At 45.1% G+C, this 16,583-nt stretch carries 12 protein-coding genes; all 12 read right to left on the bottom strand.

Annotated features, from left to right (window positions below; all coding sequences use genetic code 11):
* Nucleotides 1–24: 24 nt before the first annotated feature.
* Nucleotides 25–2,049, bottom strand: a complete 2,025-nt coding sequence (locus Q7K71_04490; GenBank protein ID MDO8675357.1) for a glutamine synthetase III — start codon at nt 2,047–2,049, stop codon at nt 25–27.
* Between the two features lie 230 nt (nt 2,050–2,279).
* The gene (locus Q7K71_04485; GenBank protein ID MDO8675356.1) at nt 2,280–2,621 is read right to left on the bottom strand and encodes a P-II family nitrogen regulator; all 342 of its coding nucleotides are present in this window, start codon (nt 2,619–2,621) and stop codon (nt 2,280–2,282) included.
* A 47-nt stretch (nt 2,622–2,668) separates the two neighbouring features.
* A complete protein-coding gene (locus Q7K71_04480; protein MDO8675355.1) occupies nt 2,669–3,907 on the bottom strand; it encodes an ammonium transporter in 1,239 nt (412 codons plus the stop codon).
* Between the two features lie 172 nt (nt 3,908–4,079).
* Nucleotides 4,080–5,309, bottom strand: a complete 1,230-nt coding sequence (locus Q7K71_04475; protein ID MDO8675354.1) for a GAF domain-containing protein — start codon at nt 5,307–5,309, stop codon at nt 4,080–4,082.
* A 69-nt stretch (nt 5,310–5,378) separates the two neighbouring features.
* Nucleotides 5,379–6,410 carry a P-loop NTPase gene (locus tag Q7K71_04470; GenBank protein MDO8675353.1) on the bottom strand — a complete coding sequence of 344 codons (1,032 nt, stop codon included), beginning with the start codon at nt 6,408–6,410 and terminating at the stop codon, nt 5,379–5,381.
* Between the two features lie 151 nt (nt 6,411–6,561).
* Nucleotides 6,562–7,806 carry an ATP-binding protein gene (locus tag Q7K71_04465; protein MDO8675352.1) on the bottom strand — a complete coding sequence of 415 codons (1,245 nt, stop codon included), beginning with the start codon at nt 7,804–7,806 and terminating at the stop codon, nt 6,562–6,564.
* Between the two features lie 139 nt (nt 7,807–7,945).
* Entirely contained in the window at nt 7,946–8,779 is an 834-nt protein-coding gene (locus Q7K71_04460; protein MDO8675351.1) for a hypothetical protein, read from the bottom strand.
* A gap of 37 nt (nt 8,780–8,816) precedes the next feature.
* Nucleotides 8,817–9,425, bottom strand: coding sequence for a hypothetical protein (locus tag Q7K71_04455; GenBank protein ID MDO8675350.1), 609 nt, complete (start codon nt 9,423–9,425; stop codon nt 8,817–8,819).
* 8 nt (nt 9,426–9,433) lie between these two features.
* A complete protein-coding gene (locus tag Q7K71_04450) occupies nt 9,434–11,290 on the bottom strand; it encodes an Eco57I restriction-modification methylase domain-containing protein (GenBank protein MDO8675349.1) in 1,857 nt (618 codons plus the stop codon).
* 14 nt (nt 11,291–11,304) lie between these two features.
* A complete protein-coding gene (locus Q7K71_04445) occupies nt 11,305–13,116 on the bottom strand; it encodes a hypothetical protein (protein ID MDO8675348.1) in 1,812 nt (603 codons plus the stop codon).
* A 3-nt stretch (nt 13,117–13,119) separates the two neighbouring features.
* The gene (locus Q7K71_04440) at nt 13,120–16,317 is read right to left on the bottom strand and encodes a helicase-related protein (protein MDO8675347.1); all 3,198 of its coding nucleotides are present in this window, start codon (nt 16,315–16,317) and stop codon (nt 13,120–13,122) included.
* The gene (locus Q7K71_04435; GenBank protein ID MDO8675346.1) at nt 16,314–16,505 is read right to left on the bottom strand and encodes a helix-turn-helix domain-containing protein; all 192 of its coding nucleotides are present in this window, start codon (nt 16,503–16,505) and stop codon (nt 16,314–16,316) included. Before Q7K71_04435 ends, Q7K71_04440 begins: the two co-directional genes overlap by 4 nt.
* Nucleotides 16,506–16,583: the final 78 nt, after the last annotated feature.

Here is a 16,583-nt window from a genome sequence, read left to right as displayed (position 1 = left end):
TTGGTCATGCCATTGCAATATTTCCTACGCATTCATCAAAAGCATTTCCGCGTAGGACGGCAAAGGCCACAGATTGGCCGGGACCAGCGCTTCCAGAGCATCCACGGCCTCACGCAGTTTGACCATACCGGCATTGGTCTTGGCCGCGTCATGTGCGGTCAAAGCCGCGTCCAAACCATCAGCGCAGGACAAGGCCTCATCCACCAGCCGGGAGACCTCCTTAAGCAATTTCTTGACGCCTGTGGTTTTGCCGCCGCTGCCCACGGTCTTGATCGTTTCGGCCAATTCCATTTGATAGGAAACGGCCGCGGGGATCAATTGCGTGCGCGCCATGGTGGACGCGCAATCGCCCTCGAGGGCGACCACGGTCTTGTAAGCGTGTTTATTGATCTCATAGCGGGACGCGAGCTCTTTTTCCGATAAAACGCCGTGCTTGACGAGCACCCGGATGTTCTTTTTTTCCTTGAGGACTTCCAGGGCTTCGGGCGTATTTTTCAAATTGGGCAAACCGCGCTTCTTGGCCTCGGCATGCCACTCGGGAATGTAATTGTCCCCGTTGAACAGCACGCGCTTGTGTTTCTTGATGATCTCCTGCAGGACCTTCTGCAAAGAAGCGTTGAAATCCTTACCGGCTTTCTTGTCGGCTTCCAGTTGGTCGCAGATGTCGCTGATGGCGTCCGCGACGATGGTGTTGAGCACCATGTTGGCGGCGGAAGGGTTCTGGTTGGAACCGACCGCGCGGAATTCAAATTTAGCGCCGGTGAAAGCGAACGGCGAGGTGCGGTTGCGGTCGGTGGTGTCTCTGGCCAAAGGAGGCAGGGAATCAACGCCGACATGCAGAATACCGCCCTGTTTGGAGGATTTGGCCCCTCCCTTTTCGATCTGCTCGCAAATATCGTATAACTGCTCGCCCAAAAAGATGGAAACGATGGCCGGGGGCGCTTCATTGGCGCCCAAACGGTGATCATTGCCGGCGGAAGCGACCGAGGCGCGCAAAAGATCGGCATAGGTGTCCACCGCCTTGATGATCGCGCACAAAGTGGTCAAGAATTTGGCGTTCTCGTGCGGGGTCTTTCCCGGATAAAGCCAGTTCTTTCCGTCGGGACCGACAACAGACCAATTGTTGTGCTTGCCGGAACCATTGATGCCGGCGAACGGTTTTTCATGCAATAAACAGACAAGCCCGCGCTTGTCGGCCAGGGTGCGCATGATCTCCATCATCATCATGTGATGGTCAATGCCGGTGTTGAGATCTTCGTAGATCGGGGCGATCTCATACTGGGCCGGGGCCACTTCATTGTGGCGTGTTTTTGCCGGGACCGCGAGTTTCCACAGGGTGCGGTCCAGGTCTTCCATGAACGCCATGATGCGCGGTTTGATGGCGCCGAAATAATGGTCTTCCTGTTGCTGGTGTTTGGCCGGCTTGAGACCGAAGAGCGTGCGGCCGGTCTCGATCAGGTCCAAACGGGCCTGAAAATGGGCCTTGTCAATAAGGAAATATTCCTGCTCGGGGCCGACGGTGCAGTAAGCACGTTTGCCCTTGGTGTCAATGCCGAACAGTTCGGCCAGACGGCAGATCTGTTTGGAGAGGGCTTTCATGGAACGCAATAAAGGCGTCTTTTTGTCCAGGGCTTCGCCGTGATAGCCGATGTAAAACGTCGGGATGCACAACGTCGCGCCTTCCGGGCCTTCTTTGATAAAAGCCGGGGATGTCGGGTCCCAGCCAGTATAACCGCGGGCCTCAAAAGTCGCGCGCAAGCCCCCCGACGGGAACGAAGACGCGTCCGGTTCGCCCTGGATGAGCTCTTTGCCGGAAAAACTTAAAACAACGCCCCCTTGGCCGTCCCAGGCGATAAAAGAATCGTGCTTTTCAGCGGTCGTGCCAGTCAAGGGCTGGAACCAGTGCGTAAAGTGGGTGGCCCCCTTGGCAATGGCCCATTTCTTCATGGCCTCGGCCACTTCGTCAGCAATGCCCTGGTCTAATTTGCCGCCTTCTTGAATGGTCCGGGCAATGGATTCATAGGCCTTGGGCGAAAGGACTTCCTTCATTACCTTCAGGCCAAAGACGTTCTCGCCGAAATGTTCCGGCAAGGTCTCGCTGAAATTCCGGCACCCGCAATCGTCGCTGTGATTTTCCATGATCTCCTCAGAAATGCGTTTGTTCATACCCACCTCTCTGTATTTATCATATGGGACCCCTCAAACACATTTTCCCCCAAATTTGAGGCATATTACCTTTGGGGGAAAAATGTGTCAAGAACTAAAAACAGGTCAAAGCCCTACCCGATGGCCTTGGACCCTTCTTCACCGGTGCGGATACGGATGCAGCGCGGCAGGTCCACGACGAAGATCTTGCCGTCGCCGATCTTGCCCGTGCGGGCACCTTTGATGATGGCCTTGACCGTCGGCTCAACGAAGTCCTCGTTGACCGCGATATCTATCCGGACCTTGCGCAACAAATTACCGATTTCCTTGACCCCGCGGTAAAACTCATCCACGCCGATCTGGCGGCCGTGACCCAGGACTTCGGACACGGTGATGAGGTTCACCTGCGCGGCGTATAATTCTTTTTTAACTTCCTCCAGCCGGTGCGGCTGGATGATGGCAGTGACCAATTTCATTGATATCCTCCCTTCGTAGAGACGCAAAATTTTGCGTCTCTACATCATTAATCTAAAATCGTATAAGCGCGTTCGTGATGCTGGGTCAGATCCAGGCCCATGATCTCTTCTTCCTGCGCAACACGAATGCCGATGACCTTATCCACGACAAAACAGATCACGAACGTGGCAATGGCCGTATAAGCGATCGTGGTGGCGCAAGCGATAAACTGGATCCAAACCTGTCCGGGATTGCCCAACAGCAAACCATCCGCGCCGGCAGAATTCACCAGTTTGGTGGCAAAAAGACCCGTGGCCATGGCCCCCCAGAAACCGCCGATGGCGTGCACGCCGAACGCATCCAGGGTATCATCATAACCTAATTTCGGCTTCACAATGCTCACCATAAAGAAGCTGAACACGCTGGCCAGGGCCCCGATCCAAAGCGCCCCTGTCAGATCCACGAAACCGCAAGCAGGAGTGATGGCGACCAAACCAACCACGGCGCCGGAAGCAGCACCCAGCGTCGTGGGTTTGCCCGCGAAGATCCACTCCATCACGCACCAGCTAAGGACTGCCATAGCGGTGGCTGTATTGGTGGCCACAAACGCATGAGCGGCCAAACCATTGGCGGCCAGGGCAGAACCGGCATTGAAACCGAACCAGCCAAACCACAATAAGGATGCCCCTAAGACAACAAAGGGTACATTATGCATGCCCGGCTTCTCTACTCCCACGCGCTTCCCTAAATATAAAGCGGTGACCAAACCGGCAACGCCCGCGTTAATATGAACGACGGTACCGCCGGCGAAGTCCAAGGCGCCCATACTGCGCAAAAACCCTCCGACGCCCCAAACCATATGCGCGATCGGGCAATACACAAAGGTCAGCCACAAGGCCGTGAAAGCCAAGAACGCGGGAAATTTCATGCGTTCGGCAAAAGAGCCGATGATCAAGGCCGGGGTGATCACCGCAAACATGGCCTGGAAGATCATGAACGCCAGGTGCGGAATGGTCCCCGCGTAATCCATGTTTGGATCTTGTCCGACGCCTTTGAGCATGAACCAGTCCAAGCCCCCCATAAAAGGACTGCCTTTGCCGAAGGCCAGGCTGTAACCGTACACAACCCATAAGACGCTGACCAGCGCCAAACAGATAAAACATTGCATCAAAACACCCAGAACGTTTTTACGCCGGACCATGCCTCCGTAAAATAAGGCCAAACCTGGCGCCGTCATCAGCAAAACCAGGGCTGACGCAACCAGTACCCACGCCGTATCTCCGGCATTGATCGGATTTGTTCCCATTACGTTCACCCTCCCTTTTACTTTTGGTTAATACGGATAAAATAAAAAATCCTCCGGCGCTTTTAGCGGCCAGAGGACTATCTTTGTCCTTTACTGCTGTCCGGGACATCCATGCCCCGAACGGACCAAATTTCAAACTACAAATGGAAGTATACCGGATAAAAAAAAGCTGTCAAGAAATATTTTTTTGCAGATCCGCCATGAGGATGATGGATTCGGCGATGTCCTTCATGCTCCGGCAGGTGTCCATGCTCTTTTTATGGATGAGCCGGTAGGCGGCATCTTCCGAAAGGCGGTTCATCGTCATCAGGATGCCTTTGGCGCGTTCCACGAGTTTGCGGGTCTCTAGGGCTTCCCTGGCCTTGAGGGCCTCCTCCATCAATTTGGTGTTCTCCACCGCGACCGCGGCCTGGTTGGCCACGATCTGCAGGACATCAATTTCTTCGCCGGTAAAATGATGGGGCTCCTTGGTGTACACGTTGATGACCCCGATGGCCTTGTCCTTGACGATCATGGGCACGGCCACCATGGACGTGAGCCCTTCCTTGACCGCGAGGTCGCGGTAAAAATATTTCTCATCGTGGCGCACGTCCTCAACCACCAGGGGCCGGCGGGTCTTGATGACCGTGCCGATGAGGCTGTTCTCCACCTTCACATCGGGCTTGCGCTTATACTCCTCGCTCAAACTCTGTGTGGCCTTGATGGACAAATGAACGCCCTTGTCATCCAGCAGCATGATGGAACAAATCTTGGAATTGAGCATCCCGGCGGTGACGACCACGATAAGATTTAAGATCTCATCCAGATAACGCTCGGAGGTGATGGACTGGCTGACCTTGACCAGGGAATCGAACTGCAGGGCCTTTTGTTTGGTCTCTTCATACAGCCGCGCGTGTTCAATGACGCCTCCGACCTGTTTGGCGATGGTCTTAATGAGATCGAGCGTGGCCCTGGCATAATCCTGTTGGCGCTTATGCTGGACATTGACAACGCCGATGGCCTTTCCCTTATAGATGATGGGCACGGACAAAAAGGCCTCGTAGCGGTCTTCAGGCAAAACGTCAAAACTTTTAAAGCGCGGGTCCTTATAAGCGTGTGTTTTGATGGCCACAGGCTTGTTCTCGCGGGCAACCCAGCCGGTGATGCCTTCCCCGATCTTCAAAATGACCTTGCCCAGTTCTTTCTGGTGCGCGGTCTTGGAAGCCATCAGCACCAAATTCTCTTTTTTTCCGTCAAAAAGATAAATGAAAACAGAGTCCGCCCCGGTCATCGCGGTAACGATCTTGACGACCTCGTGCAGGGTGATGGCCAGGTCCAGCTCGGACGAGGCGATGTCCGCCACAGTGCGCAGGATCTTCAGCTCTTCAGCGGCGGCGATATTTAATTTTTTATTTTTAGCCATGTCGAAAGTATATCACAGACAGAATTAAGGGGACACAATACTTAATTCAACCGTTTAAAGTATCAGGAATTAAGTATTGTGTCCCCATAATTCAAACATGGAATAGGGATAGATACCTGAAGAATGGCCGTCGTTCCATGTGATGCTCAAGGCATAATTGCCCAGCGGCACGATTTCTTTGGGAGCAATGTCAGGGCGTATTTTCGCAGGGGCGATCAATTTCTGTCCGGTCAATTCACTCACGCATAAAGCGCACATGCAATTCAAACGCAGGTCGCGATTTTTCACCTGCACCTGCCTGCCGTCGGCAAATTTCAAATGGATATGCTCTGCGTCAAAACTGACCTCGGGAAGCTGCTCTTTGGCCTGTGCCTGTGCCTTGACCGCGTCCAACATCGCTTGCGCGCCCTGGTCCATATAGGACTCCAGAGCAAGGTCCGCGATCAACGGGATCTCCACCAGCGTCTTGACGCCGAAACGTTTTTCCAGCGCATGCTCGCCGCCAAACAGATAATGCTTTGTCTGGCAGGATCCGCAGACAAAATAGGCCATGTTATCAACGATGCCTAAAATGGGAACGCTCACCTTCTCAAACATCAGGATCCCGCGCGCCACGTCCACCAGCGACAAGGTCTGGCGGGTGGTGACGATCACAGCGCCCGTCAGGCGCGCGGACTGGGTGATGGTCAACTGCACGTCCCCTGTCCCGGGCGGCATGTCAACGATCAGATAATCCAGTTCGCCCCAGTCGGTCTGAAGCATCATCTGCTGGATATACCGGGTGACGATGGGCCCGCGCATCACAGCCGGCGCGTCCCCCAGCAAAAAACCAAAGGACATCAATTTGAGCCCCTGGGATTCAACAGGAACGATCATCCGGAATTCATTGGAAAGGACCTTAACGCCGGAGGTCAGGTTAAACAGCGTTGGAAGGGATGGTCCGTGGATGTCGGCATCCAAAAGTCCTGTTTTAAAGCCCTGTTGGCATAAAGAACGCGCAAATCCCGCGGCAACAGTGGATTTGCCCACCCCGCCTTTGCAGGAAGAGACGGCGATGACATGCTTGACCTTGGTCAGGCCGAATGAGTTCTTTATTTCCAAGCCACAACCTCCCAATGTCCGCCTTTATCAGGGCCAACCCTCTTAAGCACGCCTTTGGCCTTCAATGCGTCCAAATGCTTCCGAACCACGGAATCATTGATCTCAAGCTTACTCGCAATATCATGGCGGGATATCAATGGGTTCCGCCTGATCAAATCCAAAACCATAGCTTGTTTGGGGGTAATTTTCTGGCCCCTGTTTCTGGCCCCTGTTTCTGGCCCCCTTGCTGACCACCATCCTCCGGCTTAGGATTATGAAATACCGTCACAAAACTGGCCCCGGCTTCCTCATATGTCGGCTCGGGCAATCCCCACTCCTTACACCACTGAATGATCTTGCTTGTCCCCGATCCAACATCTTCAGCATATTTGATCCAGAAAAACGCCTTGGCAATAAGCGGATTGCGCGGAACTGAATCATGTTTTCCTTTTAACTTCTCCAGTGTTAATGGTGGCGGTAAAAGCCCCGGATTCCATATCTCCAAGCGATCATCAAAGATCCTCACCTGAACCTTGCCCGGACTACTGTAGTCTCTATGCGCCAAAGCATTGGCCAAAGCCTCTCTTATAGCTTCCTCCGGATACAGCCATTTTTCCTGACGTTGTAGTTTCCCAGGTTGTATCCATGCCCTCATCGGGATATGGTCATAAATAAAACCTTCAGCCTTTTTAAGAAGCGTGATCGCATCCCCGCCAATCGTTTTAAAATCAAGCATGGGTCTGGTTTCATCTAAGCCCTTAAATCGAACCGCTTTTAGCTCAGATTGTAAAAAGAAATTCTGTGTGTCTTTACCAAACAACAAAATAGCTCCATTGGTTAGCTTGTCATTCTTTACGAGTTTAAGCTTTCGCAAAATATCCGTCACCGACAAACCCTCAGCAATGCTTAAGCCCCTTTCCCGTTTAGCTTCTTTAATAAATGCCAAAAGCTTTTCTCTGCTGACATCCGAGATCTTTGCGCCATCACAGATCTGCTCATCAAAATAGTGTTTACCCTTATGTTTCTCCAGGATCAGCCCTTCGTATTCATCCTTGCCCATTTGCCGGGTCGAAGGCCCCACACGCTTATATGGCCGGCCATCGGCCAGGACCAATCTATCCTTGGACTGTTTGACTTCAATAACAATAACCTGTTTGCCTTTAATCTTTTTGACCGTGATCTTCGGCTGGATTTTCGGATCAGTATGTTGAGCGATACGATTAACCAGACCTTCTACCGTACCTTTACCAATCTGAACACCTATGCCCTCTCCAGTCTTCGATATGCCTACAAACAATCGTCCACCCTCGGTATTAGCAAAAGCTGTTATGCTTTCGATGATCTCATGGATCTGCGACAGCGATGGCTTCCATTCGACAGTCGTCGATTCACCAAAACCGATTGATTTCAATGACATTGTTTTCACTTACTCCTCTCCCCGGCCATCCCCCACTTTAACCTCGGCGGTGGATTTTTTGAATTCGATTGTTTCGGATTCTTTATGCGTCATCAAAATTTCCTATTCCAACCATCTGATTAAGGGGACGTCCCAACTTTCAGAAGTTTATTTTTAAAATTTCTTTTTTTCTTTCCATGCTTTTCCAATCATTAATCGCGCCATCAAAATCAAACACGCCAGAAGGTGAAAATCCCGTCAATTCGCTATAGGTATTTAGAGCCATTTTGCTAACAAATAAGCTCTTTTCATTTTCTTCTTTCATGAGAGATACGAGAGTGTCAAAAAGCTTTTCTTTGTCTATTTGATCTTTATACTGCGATGTCCTTATATTCCTTAATAGACAGGCGGCTCTGGCGCGTTCAGTCCATATCCTTTCAGTCAGATGATGAAATACATTTTTTGCATCGTAACCTGTAGGCGGTTCGAGCCCCCAAGCACAAGCAGGAATATTTGGCTGAGTTATAAATTTACATATAGAAATAGGCTGTTCTATGGTTGGTATCATAATACGTGGGTCATAAATTTCTTCTAGTCTTTCTGTCTCGACAGAAATCTTTTTCTTTATTTCGGAACTATTTTCTTTTTTTCCCCAAGATAATAATTCCTCATAGCTTTGTCGTTGGCCGCCATACTTATTATGCCAAGATGACAAATCTCCTAACTGTGAAATCTTAGCAACATTAAATATAAAAGATTGCCCTTCCAGCGAGACTATTTTTAAAGGTACGAGTTGAATTTCTAATCGTTGGATCTCTCGCTCTAAGCTTGCAATGCGACTGTCTTTTTGAATCAATTCTCGAACATAATTTTGATTGTCTTGTTTTAATTGTGATCGATCGTTCCAGATAGTTATTCCGCAGTAAAGCAACGAAAAAATACCCGCAACTATTGCTACTTGAACTGATGCTTTTTCATAGAATTTTTGTGCCATGACGTTTTTTTCTTCTCTCTAGATTTAACGATTAATCCTACCCACAGACTCGAAGACGTCCCCGAAAATTCTCCGAACGAACCTCAATAAAACCATTTTCTGCTGCAAAATTTAATAGTTTAACGAAATCTTCCCCAATGCTATTATCAGGATCGGAGTGATATTGTTTTTTCATGACCTTTTCATATAACTCTTTCAATATAGAAAATAAATATTGAATGGCCTCGCCAACATCTTTCCCTACAATGTCGGCTTCTTTCCAAATTTTCTTTGTATCTAAAACACCATTCTTATCATGATGAAAAAAAACTTTATCACGAATGTGTTTTAATTTCCCAGCCAAATCTTTCAAAGAATCAATTTTTTGTTCTGAATATATCTCTAACGATTTAATTTCGCCTACTTCTAGAATATACCAAAATGAAGCGACATCACTGTGTTTATCAAGCACATTAATGGCGTTTCTTAACATGTCACCAAAAAAGGCAACCGGCATTATTTTAAAAAAATTTTGGCCTAAAACATAGATCCTTTTTCCTTCTACATATTGCTCAAAGGCTTCTATCGTTTTCCACTCCCACAAAGCATGAAAAATCGAATCAATATTTCTTTGTATCGCTTTCTGGTATCTTGTATCTTCTTCCATCTTTATTATCATTTACCCACACTTTCCTCAACGATCTTAATCTCCTCGTCCGTCAGGCCATAAAGCGCATAGACCATTTGATCAATTTGACGCTCGTATTCTTTTATTTTATCTTGCGTCTGTTTGTTATCCTGAGCCAATGATAAAATCTTATCCGCAAGATCAATTATGGGCTTTTGATTAGAAGGTTGACCGCATACTATTGGGATATCCATCAATGGTACCTTATCTACCTGAAATTGATTTCCTTGGAGCTTCCCCTTATGCAGTAACCAAAAAACAGTGACTTTAGAATTCAAGATCGCCAGGAGATATTTAAAATCAATTCTGTTTGTCTTAATAATCAAGAATGCCCTAGACACATAGCACGGAAAATTTACCAAGGAAAAGGATGGTATTGCACATTTACGAATAGAAAATATTTTTTGACCAAGAAAATTTTCTTCATCACGGGTTCTGTGTAAACCATATGGTTTATTTACAGATGTAATTATTTTTTTAAATTTATCTAAGTGTTTTTTTATATTTGGATAAAGGCTAATTTTATCGTTAGCGTCAGCCCCGGTATAAACAATCCAATGCCTATTGGATTTATTGGCATAATATCTTGCGATTTCCCGAGTCGTATAATATGGTTTTATTAAATTTAATTCCTTGTTGCTCCATTTGATTCGTGTTTTTTCTATTTCACTTAAGACAAAAACACCATCACCAACACCAATTTTTCCATTCAGCTTTTCCAAATGTGATTTGGCGACAAAATCCTGCATTACATCAATCCCACTAAATATTTCGTGATCCATTAAATTAAAACAACCTGCACTCTTTATCCTATCTAATATCCTGCCAATGGTGGGGTGGATAAATTTAATATAACCTTCTAAATAGGAGGATCTTCTAATTGAAACTTTAAATTTCTCAAATCGATGATTTAATAATTCATGGGGTTCATTTAAAAAACTTGTTAACAACGTTCCGTCGGCATTATTATCAAGTAGCTTGGCATACTTCAAATCATATTCTGGTGATTCGTTATCCTTAAGAACTACAAAAACCATTGTTTGGATTCCCGCAGAAAAAATTTTATAATCTCCAAAATCAATAAAATCAATAATACGGCCATACTTAATTATTTTATTTCTAAACTTAGATGCACCATCGTTCGTAACCCAATTATTTGTAGCAATAAATGTCATTACCCCATGATTTCTCAAAATATCCAACCCTTCAGAACCAAACAAATACCATATGTCCATTTTACCCTGATAACAATCCGACTTTCTCAGCCCGTCAAAGGCATGTCTATTCACATCTTCTTTAATATACGGTGGATTCGCAATTACAACATCGAAACCGCCCTTCTCTTCAAATACATCGGCAAAGTGGAGCTTCCAAAGAAAAAAAGGTTTTGTATTTGTCTTCTTAAACTCCTCAAGTTTTTTAAGCTCTGAATTTTTCCCTTGTTCCTTAAGGGTAGCCTCAATAAGATCCCATTCGAGCTTTTCAATCTGTTTCTTAAGATCATCCTTCTTTTGGGTCGTCTCAAAGAATTCTTTATGCAGGCGCTTTAACTCGTCCGCTTTCTTCTTTGCATTGCTGAAAACATCAAACAACCCAGTATCGTCATGAGCCTTCTTCCCAGACTGGTTGAGGCTCTTAATCTGATTATTTATTTTCTTTAGTTCTACTTTTATCTCCTCTTTCCTTATATTGGTCAGTTTATTATCCTGATGAAGTTTAATATACTCACTCGATAGAGTGTTCTGTTTTTCCTTGAGATCTTCAACCTGTTTTTCCTTATCGAAATTAACAGCAAAAATTAGCTTGTCATCAAACAGCTTTACACCCTCAAACTCTTCCGACAAGCTATTGCCCTGCATTATCTTGTAGTCCAAATTTGGTAACGGCTTAATCTGCTTAATGTCGTCCTCATCCACAACAAGCGACAGCCACAAACGAAGCTTGGCGATTTCAACAGCACCCGGTCAATGTCCACACCATAAAGCGAATTTTGAATACAATCACGTTTGAAATTATAAATCGTACGACTTGGATCCTTAAGATAACTTGAAAGCGTATTCCGATTGCGAACAATCTCTGTCATCATGCCTACTGGGAAAGCACCCGAACCAATAGCAGGGTCGCAAACTTTAATGTTGGCTAAAGATCTATCAATTATTTCTGCGTTTTGTTCAATGCTAACTGGCAATTTGGGTTTGGCGTATCTCCCTTTATAATCCGGATTCTGTTCAATCTTTTCAGCATATAGCGCTTCGTGCTCAACGGCCATCTCTCCATACTTAATAAATTTTTCCAGATCTTCTTGTAAAACCTTCCCATGAAGTTCCATATCTAAATAATTAACTAAACTTTGCACACACATGTAGTGAACAATTTCACGAGGAGTATAATAAACTCCCAATTTTTTATTAGCCTCCTGCTCCTTGCTCTTTTCCCCGGAACGGACTGCTTCTGCCCATTCATTAAATCTACTTGGCGTTATCGCTCCAAGCTTTTCAAATATTTTTCCTAACACTTCAGGATCAATGGCCACTTCCTTTTCAAGTGGCTCATCTTCTTTAACTGTAAAATTATACCGGTCAAAAATATCTAAAATACCGTCACCAATATCGCCTTCTTTAGTTTTCCTTTCATTCGAGAATAAATCGTCGGGTAAAAGAACATCAGTATGAACCCAGTCATAATTATTGATTGGATCAAATAGACCGCCGTTTAAAAAAGGAATTTTACAGTTGAAGCGACTGTAAAAATCATGATCTCGTTCACGGGCAAGGGCTTCATAAAATAACGGTTCTAAAATATCGTTAAAAAAGTTCCTATAATCGCTGTGTTTTTTATCAAAGAGTTGACGTAAAAAATTTTTAGGCCCGGAACCCCAATCTGCATCGCGTTCGACACCGAACCAACCTTTTTTTTGTAAAAAATAAAGAAAAACAATCTGCCCGAGTAGCTTCTTTGCAAAGTCAACAGTATCCACGCCCTTAGCAATAAAATCTTTCTTGATCTTCGGGTCTTGTTTAACCACATCATCGAGAGTTTCTTTAACCCGCAAAAACAGGTCACGATATTTCTCAAAGAACTCTTTTGTGACTTTTTCAATATTGAATGCTTCTTCAAAAAAATTCAGGGTAGGGTTATGCTCATCATCCTGAACGATCGGGGCCAAACGACTCTTGGCTGTGTGGCTGTTTTCATTAGCCCCGACAAGGAAAGACCATCTACGCGCCGGGGTGAATTCTTCTTTGACCTTTACCTTCCCGGATTTCCCCTCGGTAAACTTGTACTCCATTTTGATCAGGGAAAACCGCCAATCCTCCGAGTTTGGGGAAACGAAAGCAACCAGACCAGCATCTTTTTGATCACGATCTTTGAGATAGCGAGCAACGAAATTGCGCTGTGCGGTGCGGGCCCTCTCCAAAGAAGTTTTCTTTTGAAGATAGACAATCAAGACATCTATCTTCTTATCTTCCGGGTCGGTAAAAGTTCCAAGCCGTTCATATGACTTAACGTATCCGCGAAATGCATCTGGGATATAAGCCCCACTTAACTGAAATGCCTTTGATTCATCAATCTGATTGCAGAGATTCTTTGCAAATAGAAAAAATTTATTTTTATCAAATGCTCTTTCCAAAGTATCCTTAATAATTTTGTGGCTTGTATTTTTATCCATACATTATCCGGCGATTAAATATTCCGATAATATGACTTCTCTTTTTCCAAATACTTGCGCATGATCTTCAACAAAATGTCCCTCGAGAAGCTTCGCCGGTATATTTGCCTGTAAACGGGCGAGGATTCGCAGGGGATTAACTCCCTTTTTAAGCTCATCATTTAAGGCCTGAAGTGTTTTCTTGGTTGTCTGCTTAGGTAGAGCGCCCTCTTCCAATTGTGTGCGAACTTTTTTAAGGTAATACTCCTGGTCATCAGTAAATTGCCTACTGTCTTTTAAGGTGGCCTTTATAATCCTAAGGACTTGCGTCGCGCTATCCCGGCCGCCCCGCAATTTAACCTCGGGCAACTCCTCGGTGGTGGCATAAATAAACGCCTGTTTATTCTGAGCTAAAAGCTCATAAAAATTCTTGTTATCAATCTTGCCTTTAGGGGCATCTTTCCCACTCTCTAAAGTTTTAGCTGCTGACATAAAGTCAAGTTCCTGCGATTTCTCGTTACCCCCCGCAATAAAAAATTTCTCGATCTTTCCACGTCTAAAATATGTCAGTAGTGAATTAACTTTTTCACCGTTGGCTCGCGCGGTTCTTGATTTTCTGGGGAGCCGCTTGATTTTCTCAAACATCTCCGGATCTTGATCCCGAATAGTCTTAATAACATACAGATACTTCAATTCGCTCTCTTCGCCGTCATCTTCACCGGTAATAGTCCTCTTAGAAGTTAACCGATTAAATAGCTCATGCTGTTCTATGGGCTCTCCTTCGGTTAGAAGACGAGCATCGGATCCAAGCATGGAGATAAACGCATTAATCTTGGCCTCGGCCGCTTCTCTGAGCTTAATCTGATCGTTAGCTTGTTTGGTGGGGAAAAAGGTGAACGTATAAATTACGTCAAATTTAGTATCAACTCGATTGACGCGGCCAACTCTTTGCATCATCCGGGTAGGATTCCATGGAATATCATAATTGATAACCACATTGGATCGATGCAAGTTAACACCTTCGGAGAGAACCTCTGTTGATACTAAAATCCGGTAATCGTCCTTTGGATGTTTAACTTTCGCATCAAAGTTATCAATCACCTTCTCGCGGATAACCTCGCCTGATGCCCCAGTAAAACAAAGCGTGGTATTGGGAAATTTAATCTCAATATTTTTTGCTAAATATTCAGCCGTTTCTTTGGATTCCGTAAAAATGATGAGTTTATTTTTCTTTAGGATTTGATTGCTGGCAAGCCGGTCAAGAAAAGCCAATAGCTTCGGATCTCGTTTAACCGTGCTCCAAATTTTATGAATTTCTTTTAATATATCCAGATCACTCTTTAAATCTTTTAGCAACCCTTCTTTGAAATCACCACTCTTAAACTTCTCCGCCTTACCTTCATCAATAAGGCGCTGAACAGCCGCGTCATCATCGTTTTCCAAAAACTCAAATACTTTGTTGCTGTGTTTTTTGCTCACATAGACGTTGCCACCGTCAAATTCTTTAATGAATTGCTCATAGGAATAAATAAAACGATCAAGGGTATTTCTAAAAGCAAAAAAACTACTCTCCAACCGTTTGACCATCAGAATCTTCATAAATTTTCCCATGTTTCTTTGGGATAATTTCTCTGGTTGAGACACTTCCCCTTTGTAATAAAGCATCGGAGTGTAGCGGGCGTATTTAAATTTATGAGCGATCAACTCAATAGTTCGACTGAATACCAAATCTTCCTCATCATTAAGTTCATAAAAAAGTGGCTCTGGTTTCTCGACATCGGGAAATTTGAGTTTATGCTTTGCCAAATCCTCACCAAAGTATTTTATAATCTCTGAACGGGTGCGACGAACCATTAAATACTTCAACACCTTTTCCCGGATCTCTCTGGCGTTTTCCTTAACGGTCTTAATATATTCCGAATAATCTCGCTGACGATCCAAAACCTTTAATCGCCTATCAAGGCCGTTAAAAAACTTCTCCAAATCGGGGAGGTTTGGAATTGTGCTTTTTCTCGCTTTTTGGAACAACTTAATTTGACTTAAAATATCCTTGGGTGAGTTATTGTAAGGTGTGGCTGTAACGAGAATAACCCGCTTGCCACGGCATACCTCAGCCAATTTTTCATAGGTCATGTTGCTCTCAGTACGGAACCGGTGGGCTTCATCAATAATAATATTCGTAAATTTATCAGTCCCAGCTTCGACAAGGGCGTCCAATTTACCAATCGACTCAAAGTGCGCGTGAACCCGGAAGTCATCAAAAACATTAGGCCAAGAGCCGGGATTATTTTTCTCAAGCAAAATAGGCGGTGCTATGACCAAGGTTCTGCCATCAAGCTGGCTGGCAAGCATTGCTGAAATATATGTTTTCCCAAGGCCAACTACGTCTGAGATGAAGACACCACCATACTCTTCAAGGATCTTTTTGGCGTTAAGAACTGCCTGCTCTTGATATTCAAATTTTTTGAATTCGATGGGTAGATAGCGATAGAAAACTTCGTCGGACTGATTTAATTCATCCTTAAAGTACTCGTATAAAAATTTCAAGTACAGATCATGTGGGGAAATCGCATCATTGAGCCATGTTCTTGTGTTAACCGTCTCAATATATTTCTCTGAAATATCAACTGAATCCTTCCAGAGATCCTCAAACTTCTCCAAAGCAAACTTTACATCCCTGCTATCCTTCAACTCAACGTTAAACTCAAGATTTTCATGGAGGCCTGCATACGAAAAATTGCTTGAACCAGTGATCACCCGACCAAAATCTTCACTCTTAGATTGATCTTTACGAATGATATAAACCTTGGCGTGAATATCCTGCGAAGGATACGCGCGAATTTCAAGCTTGCCATTTTTTATGAATTCAATGAACTTCTGGACGCCAATCTCTGTTTCCGCATTATCTTCCGACTCCTCCATTTCCCGGGCGACTTCATCCGCAAACGCGTCCTTTGTTTCTTTATGGGAAAACGCGAGCGCCAACTGCTGCTCTTTCGCCTCAATCAATAGATCGTGTGTCTGTTTATTTACGTTGATCCCGACTAAAATCCGAATCTTTTCGACTTTCTCAAGCGACTGGTACAAGTGATAAAAACCGCTAGTTCTGAAGTATCCAACCAACACATCAAAAAACTTAGTGTTATTCGCCAAAGTAATTTTAAATCGATCAAGAAGGGTACGTCCCTTTTCATTAGTAAAAAATGTTAAATCTGTACTCATTGCTTCATCTTTCTTTTTCTGGGGTTAGCCAGCAAACGGTTGATGTCACCCTTCCTAAACCGCCAATGCCCGCCGATTTTGATGGCTGGGATTTTCTTTTCACGCACAAGACGCCGTATAGTATACGGATTAAGTTTTAAAGCCCGCGCTACTTCTGCGACGGTGTAAACTTCTGGAATTTTGGTCATAATATTCCTCACATTTTGTCACACATTATAACATCTGATCCTTTGATGGCAATTGTAATTGTGTCAGGGATCCAATAC

This window comes from Candidatus Omnitrophota bacterium, from assembly GCA_030650275.1.
Lineage (GTDB): Bacteria > Omnitrophota > Gorgyraeia > Zapsychrales > Fredricksoniimonadaceae > JACPXN01.
Note: the sequence above shows the minus strand (reverse complement) of the source record. Positions and strands in the feature narration are given on the sequence as shown.

Bases quoted from the DNA above. Each gene is read 5' to 3' on its own strand.
- Q7K71_04490 (MDO8675357.1), bottom strand. From the start codon at position 2,049: ATGAAGGAAGTCCTTTCGCCCAAGGCCTATGAATCCATTGCCCGGACC.
- Q7K71_04485 (MDO8675356.1), bottom strand. From the start codon at position 2,621: ATGAAATTGGTCACTGCCATCATCCAGCCGCACCGGCTGGAGGAAGTT.
- Q7K71_04480 (MDO8675355.1), bottom strand. From the start codon at position 3,907: ATGGGAACAAATCCGATCAATGCCGGAGATACGGCGTGGGTACTGGTT.
- Q7K71_04475 (MDO8675354.1), bottom strand. From the start codon at position 5,309: ATGGCTAAAAATAAAAAATTAAATATCGCCGCCGCTGAAGAGCTGAAG.
- Q7K71_04465 (MDO8675352.1), bottom strand. From the start codon at position 7,806: ATGTCATTGAAATCAATCGGTTTTGGTGAATCGACGACTGTCGAATGG.
- Q7K71_04460 (MDO8675351.1), bottom strand. From the start codon at position 8,779: ATGGCACAAAAATTCTATGAAAAAGCATCAGTTCAAGTAGCAATAGTT.
- Q7K71_04455 (MDO8675350.1), bottom strand. From the start codon at position 9,425: ATGGAAGAAGATACAAGATACCAGAAAGCGATACAAAGAAATATTGAT.
- Q7K71_04445 (MDO8675348.1), bottom strand. From the start codon at position 13,116: ATGGATAAAAATACAAGCCACAAAATTATTAAGGATACTTTGGAAAGA.
- Q7K71_04440 (MDO8675347.1), bottom strand. From the start codon at position 16,317: ATGAGTACAGATTTAACATTTTTTACTAATGAAAAGGGACGTACCCTT.
- Q7K71_04435 (MDO8675346.1), bottom strand. From the start codon at position 16,505: ATGACCAAAATTCCAGAAGTTTACACCGTCGCAGAAGTAGCGCGGGCT.